Annotated in this window: 14 protein-coding genes and 2 pseudogenes; 11 read left to right on the plus strand and 5 right to left on the minus strand. The window is 58.7% G+C overall.

Annotated elements, in window-relative coordinates:
* Nucleotides 1-35: 35 nt before the first annotated feature.
* Nucleotides 36-1,067, plus strand: a complete 1,032-nt coding sequence (locus N5D61_RS17785; RefSeq protein WP_279893705.1) for a DMT family transporter — start codon at nt 36-38, stop codon at nt 1,065-1,067.
* Nucleotides 1,068-1,087: 20 nt separating this feature from the next.
* Here N5D61_RS17785 and N5D61_RS17790 read toward each other — a convergent pair whose 3' ends face one another.
* On the minus strand, nt 1,088-1,663 hold the full coding sequence (locus tag N5D61_RS17790) for a TetR/AcrR family transcriptional regulator (protein ID WP_108237205.1): 576 nt from the start codon (nt 1,661-1,663) through the stop codon (nt 1,088-1,090).
* Between the two features lie 142 nt (nt 1,664-1,805).
* On the opposite strand from N5D61_RS17790, the gene N5D61_RS17795 reads away from it, so the two are divergent.
* The 8 genes and pseudogenes from N5D61_RS17795 (at nt 1,806) to N5D61_RS17830 (ending at nt 8,436) form a co-directional block, all read left to right on the plus strand.
* A complete protein-coding gene (locus N5D61_RS17795) occupies nt 1,806-2,507 on the plus strand; it encodes a glutathione S-transferase (protein WP_279893706.1) in 702 nt (233 codons plus the stop codon).
* 563 nt (nt 2,508-3,070) lie between these two features.
* Nucleotides 3,071-3,223, plus strand: a pseudogene (locus N5D61_RS17800) (general stress protein); the annotation flags it as partial.
* Entirely contained in the window at nt 3,223-3,399 is a 177-nt protein-coding gene (locus tag N5D61_RS17805) for a hypothetical protein (RefSeq protein WP_279893707.1), read from the plus strand. The pseudogene N5D61_RS17800 and the gene N5D61_RS17805, both read left to right, overlap by 1 nt.
* A gap of 250 nt (nt 3,400-3,649) precedes the next feature.
* Nucleotides 3,650-3,841, plus strand: a pseudogene (locus N5D61_RS17810) (general stress protein); the annotation flags it as partial.
* A gap of 210 nt (nt 3,842-4,051) precedes the next feature.
* A complete protein-coding gene (locus tag N5D61_RS17815) occupies nt 4,052-4,603 on the plus strand; it encodes an ATP-dependent Clp protease proteolytic subunit (RefSeq protein WP_279893708.1) in 552 nt (183 codons plus the stop codon).
* Between the two features lie 841 nt (nt 4,604-5,444).
* Entirely contained in the window at nt 5,445-7,046 is a 1,602-nt protein-coding gene (locus N5D61_RS17820; RefSeq protein ID WP_108237318.1) for a hybrid sensor histidine kinase/response regulator, read from the plus strand.
* A 172-nt stretch (nt 7,047-7,218) separates the two neighbouring features.
* Nucleotides 7,219-7,443 carry a DUF6555 family protein gene (locus N5D61_RS17825; RefSeq protein ID WP_108237208.1) on the plus strand — a complete coding sequence of 75 codons (225 nt, stop codon included), beginning with the start codon at nt 7,219-7,221 and terminating at the stop codon, nt 7,441-7,443.
* 231 nt (nt 7,444-7,674) lie between these two features.
* Nucleotides 7,675-8,436, plus strand: coding sequence for an SDR family NAD(P)-dependent oxidoreductase (locus N5D61_RS17830; protein WP_108237209.1), 762 nt, complete (start codon nt 7,675-7,677; stop codon nt 8,434-8,436).
* Between the two features lie 105 nt (nt 8,437-8,541).
* On the opposite strand, the gene N5D61_RS17835 is transcribed toward N5D61_RS17830, so the two are convergent.
* Complete coding sequence (locus tag N5D61_RS17835; RefSeq protein ID WP_279893769.1) at nt 8,542-9,465, minus strand: LysR family transcriptional regulator; 924 nt, start codon at nt 9,463-9,465, stop codon at nt 8,542-8,544.
* Nucleotides 9,466-9,702: 237 nt separating this feature from the next.
* Between N5D61_RS17835 and leuC the strand changes: the two genes are divergently transcribed.
* The gene (gene leuC / locus N5D61_RS17840) at nt 9,703-11,124 is read left to right on the plus strand and encodes a 3-isopropylmalate dehydratase large subunit (protein WP_108237210.1); all 1,422 of its coding nucleotides are present in this window, start codon (nt 9,703-9,705) and stop codon (nt 11,122-11,124) included.
* Nucleotides 11,125-11,126: 2 nt separating this feature from the next.
* Nucleotides 11,127-11,732 (plus strand): 3-isopropylmalate dehydratase small subunit, encoded by a 606-nt coding sequence (gene leuD / locus N5D61_RS17845; protein ID WP_279893709.1) that lies wholly within the window; start codon nt 11,127-11,129, stop codon nt 11,730-11,732.
* Nucleotides 11,733-11,869: 137 nt separating this feature from the next.
* On the opposite strand, the gene N5D61_RS17850 is transcribed toward leuD, so the two are convergent.
* The 3 genes from N5D61_RS17850 to N5D61_RS17860 form a co-directional block, all read right to left on the minus strand.
* The gene (locus tag N5D61_RS17850; protein ID WP_108237212.1) at nt 11,870-12,061 is read right to left on the minus strand and encodes a hypothetical protein; all 192 of its coding nucleotides are present in this window, start codon (nt 12,059-12,061) and stop codon (nt 11,870-11,872) included.
* A 62-nt stretch (nt 12,062-12,123) separates the two neighbouring features.
* Nucleotides 12,124-13,008, minus strand: coding sequence for a manganese catalase family protein (locus tag N5D61_RS17855; protein WP_279893710.1), 885 nt, complete (start codon nt 13,006-13,008; stop codon nt 12,124-12,126).
* Between the two features lie 277 nt (nt 13,009-13,285).
* Nucleotides 13,286-13,786 (minus strand): ferritin-like domain-containing protein, encoded by a 501-nt coding sequence (locus N5D61_RS17860; protein WP_108237214.1) that lies wholly within the window; start codon nt 13,784-13,786, stop codon nt 13,286-13,288.
* Nucleotides 13,787-13,863: the final 77 nt, after the last annotated feature.

Below are 13,863 nucleotides of genomic sequence, written 5' to 3' on the forward strand. Positions count from 1 at the left end.
TTTATTAGATTACGCCTGTTTTGTAGCCTGTGGAAATGAACACATTCCCACAAGCACGACACGACGATCTCGCCCCTCCGTCCAAACACCGGCGGCTGCCGCTGCCCCTATTAGAGGCTGGGCTTCTGCTGACTTGGAGCTCCGGGTTCATCGGCGCACGATTTTCCATCGATTACGCCCCGGCCTTACTCGTGGTGTTCTGGCGTTGCATCGTCGTGTGCCTGGTGCTGCTGCCCTTCGTCTACAAAGCGCTGCTGAACACCCCACCGCGGGTGCTGCTGTGCAATGCGGGGATCGGCCTGCTGGCGATGGCCGGGTACCTGACCGGCGTGACGCAGGGGATCCAGCTCGGCGTTCCCGCAGGTCTGGCGGCACTGTGCGCGGACCTGTTACCGCTGGGGATGGCGGTGCTGGCTGCCGTGTTTCTCGGCGAGCGACTGGTGCGTCAGGTTTGGCTGGGCCTGATCATCGGATTGGCCGGCGTGATCTGGGTCACCCAGGGTGCCTTGGCGTTGGGCGATGCGCCGTTGTGGGCCTACGGATTGCCAGTGGCCGGCATGCTGTCGTTGGCGATTGCGACCTTATGGCAGAAAAAAGCGGGCACATCGCTGTCGATGGGTTTGCTGCCTAATCTCTGGTGGCAATGTTTCGTCTCCAGTTTCGCCTTTGCCGCCATTCAGGGCAGTCAGGGCAGCCTGGCCCCCATTCCCACCGCGGGTTTTGCGCTCAGCGTGCTATGGACAGTCGTCCTGGCGACCTTCGGCGGCTACGGACTGTACTGGGTCTGCCTGCGCCGGAGCACGGCGACTCGCGTCGCCAGCGTGCTGTACCTCAGCCCTTCTATCACCTTGCTGTGGGCCTGGGCGATGTTCGATGAAGCGTTGTCCTGGCAAATGGCGTCCGGCATGGCGATAAGCGCGGTGGGCATTTGGCTGGTCGTGCGCGGCGAAGCCCGACCCGCCCAGGCAGCGCCGGCCCCTTCGGCTGCGCCGCCTTCCCCCCCAAGCAGTCAGTTGCAGGTTACGGCTCGCGCCCCGGCAGTGGCCGAAGCGCAGCGAGGGCCGTGAGCGCCTGGGCGCCTGGGCGCCTACGCGGAGGGGCCAACGGGAATCAGGCCCGCTTCCTGGTAGCTCAGGATCAGATCGTCGAACACCTCGACATTCGCTTGTGTGCGCGCAATCAATTGCGCTCCGGCCACGGCCGTGTAGATGGCCCTGGCGCGTCGCGCGCATTGCTGGGGGTCGCCCAAACCGGCTCGCGCCAGCACCTCGGCAAGCCACTTCACGTTCACTTCTGCAAACGCCTGGACCTCCTTGGAAACCTGTTCAGGCAGGTCTTCATGTTCCGCCGCCATGAAGCTGGACAGGCACAGCCTGTTCTCGTCCTTCAGCGTTTTGCGGAAGACCGAAGGGTAGCGCTGCAAACACTGGTAAGGATCCGCTTCATCGGCCCCGATGGCCTCTAGCGCTGCCTGAGTGTCTTGCCAGTAACGCTGCGCCACGGCAGCACCCAATTCGGCCTTGCTGGGGAAGTGGTAGTAGATGCTGGCGTTCTTGATGCCGACCTCATCGGCAATGCTACGGAAATTGATCCCACTGTAGCCGTGTAACTGCGCCGCTGATTTTGCGGCAGCCAAGATGGCTTCTCGGGCGTTTTCGCTCACAGGCCCCCCTCATGCATGACTGGTTGAATTGACGCGAGTCTACGGGAAAATGATTTACCTGCCAATTGACAGGTAGGGTATTGACGCGGGCAATTTAAATGCGCACTCTGCTACCTACCAATTGACAGGCAGGTACCACCCCATGACATCCTCATCACCCTCTCTGGAAGCATCGAACGCTTCTCTGCTCACCATCTACGACTGGTTCGACGGCCCTTACCCGGCACGAGTACGCATCGCCCTGGCGGAAAAAGGGCTGTTATCGAACACTCGGTTCGTCTCGATCAACCTGTGGACGGGCGAGCACAAGACGCCGGAATTTCTTGCGATCAATTACTCCGGCACCCTGCCCGTCCTGGCTTTGGGAGACGGCACGCTGATCGCGGAGTGCACCGCCATTACCCAATACTTGGATGCCTTGGACGGCAACCCCACGCTCACCGGCGCAACCCCCCTGGAAAAAGGGTTGATCCACATGATGACCAAACGCGCCGAGATCGAAGTGTTGGATGCGGTGAGCGTCTATTTCCATCACGCTACACCTGGACTGGGCCCTAAAGTCGAGCTTTACCAGAATGCCGAATGGGGCGAGAAGATGAAGGAAAAAGCCGTCAGGGGCATGCGCTATTTCGACGGCTTGCTGCAGACTCAGGCTTATGTGGCCGGGCCTACTTTCTCGATGGCGGATATCGCGTTGCTGGGCGGGATGATTTTCGCTTCGCTGGTGAAGCTGCCGATCCCTGAGGAATGCCAAGCGTTACGGGCATGGCACGCCAAGGTACGGGAGCGCTCCAGCGTTCAAACTTGGCGGGCGATGGTCTCGCGAGGTGCGCCGGCGGACTGAACCGCGTCACGCCAACCGCACTCTGCTCGGGCGGAGTGCGGCTAACGCTCGATTGATGTCGACGTGATGCAGAAAAGGGAGCCGCTTGCTGGAGGCGGCTTGCGCCGAGACGCACAATCACAGTGAAGGTGGCCACGCGACTCAGGTCTCTGATTCAGCGCACGCGGACATTACCGTTCGGCCTATCGACCAGTCCTTTCAAACATGCCCTTCAACGAGCGACGTTCGTTCGCCAATTCAGCGCAACATGTCTCCTGACGAACCTGGCCTGTCAATAAACAGACTGGGGAATATTTAGCGCACTCACTTGGCACTGGATACTTACACAACATGGCGATATACAACCATTCAAAATCTTGGAAAAACTTATACAAAGCCGCCAATCGAATAGGCTATTTGTACAACTTTTAAATGAAAATCGCCGTTCATCGGCCTTTTCAAAGTTTATAAACGTCATTTCGCTTCCGCTGTTATCGGAAACAGTATCCATCGTGCGTGATGGACGACAAATGAAACCTAAACAGCATGAGGGGTCTATGATGACTACTAGTAACAAGAATCCAGGCAACTTCGCTAACGATCGTCAGAAAGCGTCTGAAGCCGGCCGCAAGAGAGGTCAGGCATCTGGAGGAAATTTCGCCAACGATCGTGAAAAGGCATCTGAAGCAGGGAGAAAAGGCGGACAGCATAGCCACGGCGGTGGCCGATCCTCCTGATGAAAGCTGACGCTTCTCCTGCACTGACCAAACAACGATTTTTTGGAAAGGGCGACGATCACATCAACTACCGGCGTTTGAAAGTGGCCACGGAAGTTATCAACGGCTCACTGAGCAGTCATTATGATGCGACGGAAAAATCACTGCTCAGTGCGCCAGGGATGCCCAATTCCTGAACGAGAAAGTCATGTGCGAGAGAAGCATGCGTCTCAACAACAGGTACAAGGCCGTTATTACACGACGATCATAGCGCGCGACTGCCAGATAGACGGCCGTGTGAGTGATCGCACTTCGGCTCACAGCGAATTGATGACGGTGCATGGGTTTATCAGCCTACGCGTTGGGTCACGGTCAAAAGTGCAACTCAATCATTCTTTGTTGAGGTAAATGAAAATGACACAAGATAAAAAAAGCAGCATGTCGGACAGTGAGTCGAGCAGTAAAGGCGGCCAGACCCCTGGCGGCAACTTCAAAAACGACCCTGAACGCGCCTCGGAGGCGGGCAGCAAAGGGGATCAGAACAGCGGGGGCAATTTCGCCAATGATCGCGAGAAAGCGTCCGAAGCCGGTCGCAAGGGCGGACAGCACAGCCAAGGCGGCGGGCGCAGTAACTCCTGATTCATGCGCAGGAGAGCCATACTCTCTTGCACGCTGAATTGACGAGATGCCGCGACGACGCCAGACGCACCTGGAGGTCCGTTGCGGCATTTTTTGAGTGCTGTTCGATGTCCGATCCACCCGTCATATCATCCGACCCAATCAATACGCCATCGTCATTCAGGCCCTGACCTTGCCGTCCTGACTTGTCGTCGTGAACAGGAGGCACGCATGACTGTTCATATCATCAACTTCACCGGCCCTATCAATTCGTCCACATGCGGCCAAGTGATTGAAAAAGCATCGCTGGCCATTGAACGCAATGCATCTTCTCTGGTGCTGAACATTGCCACCATGGGAGGAGAATGCAGCTATGGATTCACTTTCTACAACTTTCTGCTTTCATTGCCTATCCCCGTGCACACCCACAACCTGAGGACCGTGGAATCGATGGGCAATATCATGTTCCTTGGCGGCAAGCGACGCACAGCCTGTCTGCACAGCAAGTTTCTATTCCATCCTTTCCATTGGCATTTGAACGGTTCGATCGACCATTCCCGAATGTCAGAATATGCAATGAGTCTGGACTATGACCTGATGCTCTATGCGCGGATTGTGGCTGAGCGAACGTCCGGAGGGCAGGAATCGCTTGAAACCGAAACTTACCTGAAGGCATCGCCCCGCATACTCGACCCGCACCAGGCATTGCGCAGCGGGATGATACAGGGTATCGAACTGCCCCAGATAAACGGCGCCTGCGTGAGCTACGGAATTCACAGTTAATTCGGAGCGTGCGGAAAGTGCTGTTAAATGAAACCACAGCACGACAATTGAACTACCCTCCATTTGGCAACTTCCGATCAATGTGATCCATTCGGCTGACGCTTGCCGACACATTCGCGCTGGATAAAACTGACCATCTACTCAATTCCTTCGGAAATGGAGACCGAAAAGTTGAACACGAGGTCACGACGTCAACAGGAAAGTTTACGGCACGCCCGCGACTGGCATTTGAGCATGGCTTTGCGAGCGAAGCTGGAAGGTAAAACAAGCGAAGCCGACTTTCATATGCGCTATTACCACTTGCTGGGGCCTGCGGTTGAGATGGAAGACGAGTCGTCTGATTCCTCCGCCCAATTCCCCCCAGGGACGCCCCACGACGACCACACTCAGTGGTAAAACATCACGTTAACGAAACAGGGCCGGGGTGGCGTCGACTGCCACGGCCTGCACGGGCGGGCGACGCCCACCCCCCCTCTGCGCCGAGAGCAAACCCTGGCTGACGGCCGCAGAGCCTCGGTCGGAACGGCACCCGCGCTGCCCCATCGACCATGCCCGCTCACCACAAGGGCGGGTGTTATCCCTCGTCGTCGAGGACGTCGAACAGAGCCTGTCTTTTCTCGGTAACCGGGCTGCTCATACCTCGGGTGAACCCGGCACAACCGACTCGGTCATAGCTTTCGTGCCAGTACTGCACGGGTTGAAAGGCTCATGGGTCGGGATTCGAAGGCGAGGTCGCGCGAGACTTGCCCTACAGCTCCCAGCATGACGCCACCCACTCGGTGCGAATGATTCGCTGCCGGTCAGCGGCTTAATCCCATCAATGTTTTGAGTGAACATGAGCATGTCGAAAGAAAAAGCCCGAGTCGATAACGCCGCCACCGGCGACATCAGCCATTCGGGGAAAAACATCTTTTTCGCAGCGGTCGAAACCACCCGCATGCCCATGATCGTGACCGATCCGAACAGGGACGATAACCCGATCATCTTTGCCAACCGGGCGTTTCTGGAGATGACGGGGTATGAACAAGACGAGATCCTCGGCCATAACTGTCGCTTCCTGCAGGGGCCGGACACGGACCGGTCGGTGGTCGCCGAGATCCGCCGGAGCATTGAAGAACGCGTCGACGTGTCGACCGAAATTCTGAATTATCGCAAAGACGGCTCGTCTTTCTGGAACGCGCTCTTCATCTCGCCGATCCTGAATGACGACGGCGAACTGATCTATTTCTTTGCCTCCCAGCTGGATGTCAGCCGTCGACGCGATGCCGAGGACGCACTCAGGCAAGCTCAGAAAATGGAAGCGCTGGGGCAACTGACCGGAGGCATCGCCCATGATTTCAACAACCTGTTGCAGGTGATGGGCGGCTATATCAACCTGATCGGCACGGGCCTGGACAAGCCGGTGGTCGATCGCGACCGGCTGCAGCGAAGCGTTCACCACGCCAAATCCGCCGTGGATCGCGCCAGCACCCTGACCAAGCAACTGCTGGCCTTCTCGCGCAAGCAAAAGCTGCAGGGCCGGGTGCTCAACCTTAATGTGCTGGTGCATGAATCCTATTCGTTGGCCGAGCGCACGTTCGGCCCCGACATCACGATTCGCACTGACCTGGAACCCAGTCTCAACAACTGCCGTATCGATCCCACGCAGGCGGAAGTTGCCCTGCTCAATGTATTCATCAACGCACGAGACGCCCTGATCGGTCGGCCCAACCCGACCATTTCGATCGAGACGCGAAATGTGGTGGTGAATGACTACGCCACCGTGTCCTACGACGGGTTGCTGCCTGGCCGTTACGTCAGCATCGCCATTACCGACAACGGGATCGGCATGCCCGCCAGCATCAAAGACCGCGTCATGGACCCGTTTTTCACCACCAAGGAAGAAGGCAAGGGATCTGGCCTAGGCCTGTCGATGGTGTACGGTTTCGCCAAGCAGTCAGGTGGCGCCGTGCGCATTTACACCGAAGAAGGCGTAGGCACCACGCTTCGGCTGTACTTCCCGGTCGACGACGCGGGTGTCACTCAGATCGACAAGCCGCGTGTGCCAGCCAGCCGTGCGGGTAGCGAACGGATCCTGATCGTCGAGGATCGGCCGGACGTCGCGGAACTGGCAAAAATGGTCCTGGAGGATTATGGCTATGTGGCGGACATCGTGCTCAATGGCCGGGAAGCGTTGAAGAAGTTCGAAAGCGGCGAACGGTACGACTTGCTGTTTACCGACCTGATCATGCCGGGCGGCATGAATGGCGTGATGCTCGCTCGCGAAGTGCGCCGGCGGCATCCGAAAATCCGCGTGCTGCTCACCACTGGCTACGCCGAAAACTCCATCGAGCGCACAGACATGGGTGGCTCCGAGTTCGACGTGATTTCCAAGCCGTGCATGCCTGAAGACCTGGCGCGCAAAGTCAGGCAAGTGCTGGACGGACCGAGCGGCATCGCCTGAAACCTGGGCCAGCCGCCTGCAATCCTGCACTTGCGGGACACTCGGTTGAGTGGTCCCGCCGGGAAGGTGACGGTCAATTGACCAGTTGTCGCAACCCACTGTTTTAAAAATGGAATCTTTTCATTTCAGCAGCATCTTTGATGTGGACGTTCACCACACAAGGAGCTGGTTTATGGCGCAGGAACATCATTACCGAATCGATTATTTGCTCGACGGCGCTTACAAGACCTTCTTCATCCGCACGTCAAAAATGGACAACGCCGAAGCTTGGCACTGGGCGGCGGTGGATGCTGGGTTCGGCCAGATCCCCAAGTACCGCAGTGATCCGGTCGAACGGTTCACCAAGCCCAAGGCGGAGCGGTGCGGCATCTCAAACGTCGAATGGTCCAAGGCGTGACCGGGCCGGCGAGGCAGAAAGACAGCGAGTGCGGCAAGACTTTCTGCGCAACGAGGAAGATCGCCCCGCCCTGCGTGAGGCCCTTGACGCCTCAATGGCAAGCGCCGTTGAAACGGCCGACCTAACCTATCGTATAAATTGACCGGTTCGCGGGACTCGGCGACCTTTCAAGCCACGCTCTCGTGTCTTCACGAGAACTCAATGCGACCTTGAATTCAGAGGAAACCGGTCATGCAAGTCACCGACAATACAATCTTCATCACAGGCGGCGGGTCTGGTATCGGCCGCGGTTTGGCCGAGGCGTTCCACAAGCTGGGCAACAAGGTCATCATCGCCGGCCGTCGCAAAGCAGTCCTCGAGGAGGTCGTGGCAGCCAACCCTGGCATCGAGTCGATTGAACTGGACATCAATGACCCGGTGAGCATCCAGAATGTCGCCAAGACGCTGATCGCGCGTTATCCGGCGCTCAACGTGCTGATCAACAACGCAGGGATCATGCCCTTCGACGACGCGGCCGGTGAAATCGATGAAGCGACCATGATTAGCACGGTCACCACCAACCTGTACGGCCCGATTCGAATGACCTCAGCCTTGATCGACCATCTGAAGGCCCAGCCTCGTTCGGTGATCATCAATAACACGTCAGTACTGGCCTATGTCCCGCTCGCGGGCAATGCGGTCTACTCAGCCACCAAGGCGGCATTGCATTCCTACAGCCTGTCCCAGCGCTTCATGCTGCGCGACACCTCGGTGACGGTTCAGGAAATCGCGCCACCGTGGGTCAATACCGACCTGATCCACAAGGGCGACGATCCGCGCGCCATGCCGCTCGATGCCTTCATCGAGGAAACGATGGCAGGCCTGGCCACCGATGCGCACGAGGTGGTCGTGGAGGCCATTCGTCCACTCAGGGACAATCCGGGGTCCAAGGAACACGCCCTTATCCACGGTTTCAACCAGTCAGTGGTCGACAATCCCATCCCTGTCGGCTGATCCCTCTGCGTGATACCGAACGCCAGGCACATTGCCTGGCGTTCGCATTCATGCCCCGAGTCGATTCGCGCTGTTGTCGGCTCAGACTGGGTGGGCCGCCCGGTATCAAACGGCCTGGTGTTTCGGGGCCGCCAACACCATCTCATCGCACTTGGCCGCCAAGTAGCTGCGCAGCTTGTGAATGGCCGGCGTCAGAAAGTGACGGTGGGCACAGACCATCTGCAACGGCGCCGGCTGGCCGACTCCGGCCGGAAAAAGCTCCACGAGGTTTCCGGCCCTGAGATCGGCGGTGACATCGATCCTCGATTTGTAGACGATCCCGGCCCCTGCCACGCCCCAGCGGCGGACGATATCCGCGTCATCGCTGATGCGGTCGCCGGTGACCGCCACGGTCTTGATGCCTTCGGGCGTGTGGAAGGTCCAACGTTCGTATGTCTGTTCGCTCATCACGAAGCGGAGGCAATTGTGGTTGGCCAGGTCCTCCAGCACTTCGGGCATGCCGTGCCGGGCGATGTAATCGGGCGACGCACATACGGTGCGGGTGTTCAGCGGCGCCAGGGGCAGGGAAATCAGACTCGAATCGGCCAGTTGGCCGTAACGAATGCTGACGTCGATCTGGTCCGTGAAAAAGTCGGCCATCTGGTCGCTGATCCGCAACTGCAACTGGACCCCGGGATGAAGCTGCTGAAACTCGTTCAGCCAGGGCAACAGGACATTGCGGCCAAGGTCCGAGGGCATGGATAAGCGGATCGGCCCTGCCAGGTCGTGCCGTCCCTCATCCAACACCGTTTCGCCGTTCGTCAGTGCATTCAACGCCGCTTCAGCGTGTGGAAGGTAGCGTTCGCCATCGTCCGAAACGCGCAGTCGCCGCGTCGAACGGACGAACAGTCGAACGCCCAGACTCCCTTCCAGTCGTTGTATGGCTGCGCTGGCGAATGCCGGCGATGTGTCCAGAAACCGGGCGGCCGCTGAAAAGCTGCCCAACTTGACGGTGGTGACGAAAACCTGAAGGTCATCCAGGCGCACGATTTTCTTCATGACAGCGAAAGAGGTTCGAGGTGAGGACTGATTTCGAGGGTATCCCATGCTGCCGAGGATTGCCTTGCCTTTTTCATAGCGCATCGCAGGTGCACTGAGGCGTTCTTCATCGACCACGAAACGTGGCTTGTGCAATCACTCGCCAGCCGTTGATGGGGTTTCGCTGCAACCTATCCTGTGGGCCTCAATCCGTGATTCTGCACCCCACAATGAGCACAGTGACCTGCGATGACCTGCCCTCGGACCCTTTACCAGAAACACATCGATAGCCACACCGTCTGCACACTGGACGATCAGGGGCATGTGTTGCTCTATATCGATCGCCAAGTGGCCAACGAATACACCAGCCCCCAGGCGTTCAGCGGCCTGCGGGAAGCCGGTCGAAGCGTGTGGCGCCCCGCTTCGACCCTTGCCGTGGTCGACCACGTCAACCCGACCGCACCTGACCGCGTTGCCGAGATGCCCGATGCCGGCGGCGCGCTGCAGGTGTCCTATTTCGAAGAGAATTGCCGTGACTTCGGGATCGAGCTGTTCGACGTGTTGGACAAGCGCCAAGGCATCGAGCATGTGGTCGCCCCTGAACAAGGTTTCATTCTTCCCGGCATGGTGGTCGCGGCCGGCGACAGCCACACCACGACCTATGGCGCCTTGGGCGCGTTTGGCTTCGGCATCGGGACGTCCGAAATCGAACACCTGCTCGCCACGCAGACGCTGGTCTACAAGCGCCTTAAGACGCTGCGCGTGACGGTGACAGGCAAGTTGGGTGATGGGGTGACGTCGAAGGACGTCATCATGGCGCTGATTGAAAGGATTGGCGCATCCGGGGCGACCGGGTACGCCATGGAGTTCGCCGGTCCGGTCATCGATGCCCTGAGCGTCGAGGCACGGATGACCCTGTGCAACATGGCGGTGGAAGCCGGCGCGCGAGGTGCGTTCATGGCACCTGATGAAAAGGTCTTTGCCTACCTCAAGTCCCGCCCACGGGCTCCCCAAGGGGCCGTCTGGGAAGCCGCCGAAACGAAATGGCGGGAATTGTTCACTGATGAGGAGGCGGTGTTCGACCGCGAAGTGCAGATCGACGTCAGTGCCCTGACGCCCATGGTGACCTGGGGCACGAGCCCGGATCAGGCTGCGCCGGTGGGCGGTACCGTCCCCGATCCGGCCTCGGTCGAAGACCCGATACTGCGTCAGGGCATGCAGCGCGCGCTGACCTACATGGGCCTGACAGCCGGGCAGCCCTTGAGCGAAGTGGAGATCAGCCATGCGTTCATCGGTTCATGCACCAATGCACGCATCGAGGACCTACGGGATGTCGCCCGCGTCGTGAGGGGCCGTAAAGTCGCGCCGACGGTGCGCGCGATGATCGTTCCGGGGTCGACCCTCGTCCGCACTCAGGCGGAAGAAGAAGGACTGGCACGCATCTTCATTGACGCAGGGTTCGAATGGCGCCAGTCGGGATGTTCGATGTGCCTGGCGATGAACGACGACGTGCTTGCTCCAGGCGATCGCTGCGCATCGAGTACCAACCGGAATTTCGAAGGCCGCCAGGGCGCGGGCGCACGCACGCATCTGATGAGCCCTGCCATGGTCGCGGCCGCCGCCATCCGCGGTCGCTTGACCGACGTCCGTCTGCTCGCCGAGGAGGCCTGAATATGCAACCGTTTGACACCGTCACTGGCGCCGCTGCCCCGCTGCTCGCCGCGAACATCGACACCGACGTGATCATGCCCAAGCAGTTTTTGAAAGGCATTGATCGCAGCGGCCTGGACAACGGGGTGTTCTTTGACATGCGGTTCTTGAAATCGGGTGCGCCAAACCCCGATTTCGTGCTCAACCAGCCGCAATGGCACGACGCCCGTTTCCTGGTAACCGGGCCGAACTTCGGCTGCGGCTCCAGCCGGGAGCATGCCGTATGGGGCTTGAAGCAATTGGGCATCCGTGCGCTCATCGGCACGCACTTCGCCGGCATCTTCTTCGACAACTGCCAGCGCAATGGCGTGCTGGCCATCGAGCTGCCAGAACGCGAGTGGCGCCAGCTCGCTCGTACCGTCAGCGAACAAAACCCGGCCATCAGCGTCGACCTGCCCCGTCAGCAGATACGACTAGGCGACGGCTCGCAGATCGACTTCACCATTGACGCCTTGCGCAAGCAGTCACTGATGCAAGGCCTGGATGCGATTGGAAGCACGCTGCAACGCGCGGCGCAGATTCGGGAATTCGAGGCGTCCTATCATGCCGCGCATCCATGGTTGAGGTAAGGTCGAAGGCGGTTCGCTCTGAATCAGCCTGAAAAAAAGCCCGCGAACGAGGCGGGCTAAAGGAGATGAATCAAGGTCGAGACGCGCGCGCCGGGGTCAGCTCAACGCCCGGAGACCGCTCATCCGCGCGACGCTATCTAGTGGATATCCAACGCTCGTGGATTGATCTTGTGCAGCAGGCCTGCGCGAAACTGCTGAATGAATAACGCTGTTTTCATCCCTTTTCCCAACACCGCCGCTTCAGCTTCGAAACGCTGTACGTACTGGCTCAGCGTTTCCACAGGCGCAAGCGCTCCGCGCGGTGTCTGATGACTCGATGATCGGCTCATGTCTGTCTCCTGTTTCGGGTTCGATGAAGAGGCTTCCAGAAAGGAAGCCTCCAGGTCGCCTGTCACTCGGGTGTGCCCTGCGCCAAGCCCGAACCCAAGTCTGCACCGGTCACCGGGTCGACCGTCAGATCGGACTGTGTACGCTCTTTCATCATGGTCAGGGTGACCGAATCCTGCTCGTTGAGGGTCACCGACGCAGTCCCGTCGCCGCCATCCACCGCAGGCGTCGGGTTCTCCACGTACTCGAACTCTTCGTCGCTGTTCCACGGGCCACGAACGTTCGGCTCGCCGCTGGACATGCTGAAGTAGGTGCGGCTGAATTCCGGCATGCCCGGCAATTTGCCCTGCGGGAAGTTAGGCTGGATCGAATGCAGGGCTTTTTCGAAGGAAATCTGATGCGCGATCTCTCGGGTCATCAGGAAGCCCAAAGCGTCTTTCACCCCAGGGTCCGTGGTCACGTTCATCAGGCGCTCATAGACGATCTTGGCCCGCGCCTCGGCAGCGATGTTCGAGCGAAAGTCCGCCGTGGGCTCGCCGATCGTGTCGATGTACGCTGCCGTCCAGGGCACCCCGGCAGAATTAACCAGCGGTGCACCGCCGCCATACAGCAGGCTGGTGATGTGCGAATCGTTCCCTGCACCATTGATGTCCCTGTAAAGCTCGCCCTCCTCCTGAACGCCCTCGGCCACCTTGCCCTTCGCCCCTTTGTTGAGCATGACGATGATCGAACCGATGATCTCGAGGTGGCTCAATTCTTCGGTGGCGACATCCAGAAGCAGGTCCTTGCGCCCTGAATCTTCCTCGCTCAATGCCTGGGTGAAATAACGCGTAGCGGCAGCAAGTTCGCCTTGGGCACCCCCAAACTGCTCCAGTAGCAAATTGGCCAACCCCGGATTCGGTTCAGCGACTCGAACGGTATATTGCAGACGTTTATTGTGCAGAAACATAGTGTGACTCCCACTTCTGGCTATTTTTAGGCAACAGCAAGCCAAAACCTGCCATTACTCACGGTTTGCTTCGTTGGTAAGTTGCTGTTTACGCCAATACTTCACTGCAAGTTAGCGACTGGACCAAACTTTCCAGACAAATCCAATTGAATAGGCCTACTGAGCCAGCCATCATTCAAATGAATAAGCATCATTACGTTGGTCAGCGACCCTTGTTACAGACGATCATTTAAATCCTGAACGGCGGCAAAAAAGGGATGTTCGAACAGGCGGCAACTTATTTCTTGGCCAAGGTCGCGGCCTGGTTGCCCCCTTGCTCAGCGATTGCACTCAGCTTTTCGTCCGCGGACTTTTCCTCGGTCAGCGTTTGCGCCAGAAGGTCAGCGGCATCGGTCATTCCCAAGTGCTTGGCCATCGCGATCAGCGTGCCGTAGGCAGCGATCTCGTAGTGCTCTACCTTCTGGCAGGCCCCGATCAACGCGGCGTCCAGCACTTCGCCCTTCTCGATTTCATCGAGCAGCTCCTTGCTCTCTTCCACCAGCCCTTCCATGGCCACGCATTTCATCCGTTTGAGCTTCAACCCTGCTTGCTCCACCAATTGGTCGATGCGCTCGATCTGCCCCTGGGTTTCCTCCAGGTGAGCCGAGAATGCCTCGGCGAGTTTCGGATTGGTCGCAGCACGGGCCAGCCTTGGCAACGCCTTGGTAATTTGTTTTTCCGCACTGTAGACATCGGAAAGTTCATGAATGAAAAGATCATCTACCGTTTTTCTGGCCATGTTTCTAATCCTCGCCTCGTGGCGTCCGGTTGATAAAAGCAGCGGGTAATGCGCGTTGCTATGTACTCGACCGAGTG

Source organism: Pseudomonas sp. GD03842 (assembly GCF_029841165.1).
Taxonomy (GTDB): Bacteria; Pseudomonadota; Gammaproteobacteria; order Pseudomonadales; family Pseudomonadaceae; genus Aquipseudomonas.

Coding starts and splice junctions, on each gene's coding strand:
- N5D61_RS17860 (WP_108237214.1), bottom strand. CDS start 13,786: ATGGCCAGAAAAACGGTAGATGATCTTTTCATTCATGAACTTTCCGAT.
- leuC (WP_108237210.1), top strand. CDS start 9,703: ATGACCTGCCCTCGGACCCTTTACCAGAAACACATCGATAGCCACACC.
- N5D61_RS17850 (WP_108237212.1), bottom strand. CDS start 12,061: ATGAGCCGATCATCGAGTCATCAGACACCGCGCGGAGCGCTTGCGCCT.
- leuD (WP_279893709.1), top strand. CDS start 11,127: ATGCAACCGTTTGACACCGTCACTGGCGCCGCTGCCCCGCTGCTCGCC.
- N5D61_RS17805 (WP_279893707.1), top strand. CDS start 3,223: ATGAAAGCTGACGCTTCTCCTGCACTGACCAAACAACGATTTTTTGGA.
- N5D61_RS17820 (WP_108237318.1), top strand. CDS start 5,445: ATGTCGAAAGAAAAAGCCCGAGTCGATAACGCCGCCACCGGCGACATC.
- N5D61_RS17830 (WP_108237209.1), top strand. CDS start 7,675: ATGCAAGTCACCGACAATACAATCTTCATCACAGGCGGCGGGTCTGGT.
- N5D61_RS17815 (WP_279893708.1), top strand. CDS start 4,052: ATGACTGTTCATATCATCAACTTCACCGGCCCTATCAATTCGTCCACA.
- N5D61_RS17825 (WP_108237208.1), top strand. CDS start 7,219: ATGGCGCAGGAACATCATTACCGAATCGATTATTTGCTCGACGGCGCT.
- N5D61_RS17855 (WP_279893710.1), bottom strand. CDS start 13,008: ATGTTTCTGCACAATAAACGTCTGCAATATACCGTTCGAGTCGCTGAA.
- N5D61_RS17795 (WP_279893706.1), top strand. CDS start 1,806: ATGACATCCTCATCACCCTCTCTGGAAGCATCGAACGCTTCTCTGCTC.
- N5D61_RS17785 (WP_279893705.1), top strand. CDS start 36: ATGAACACATTCCCACAAGCACGACACGACGATCTCGCCCCTCCGTCC.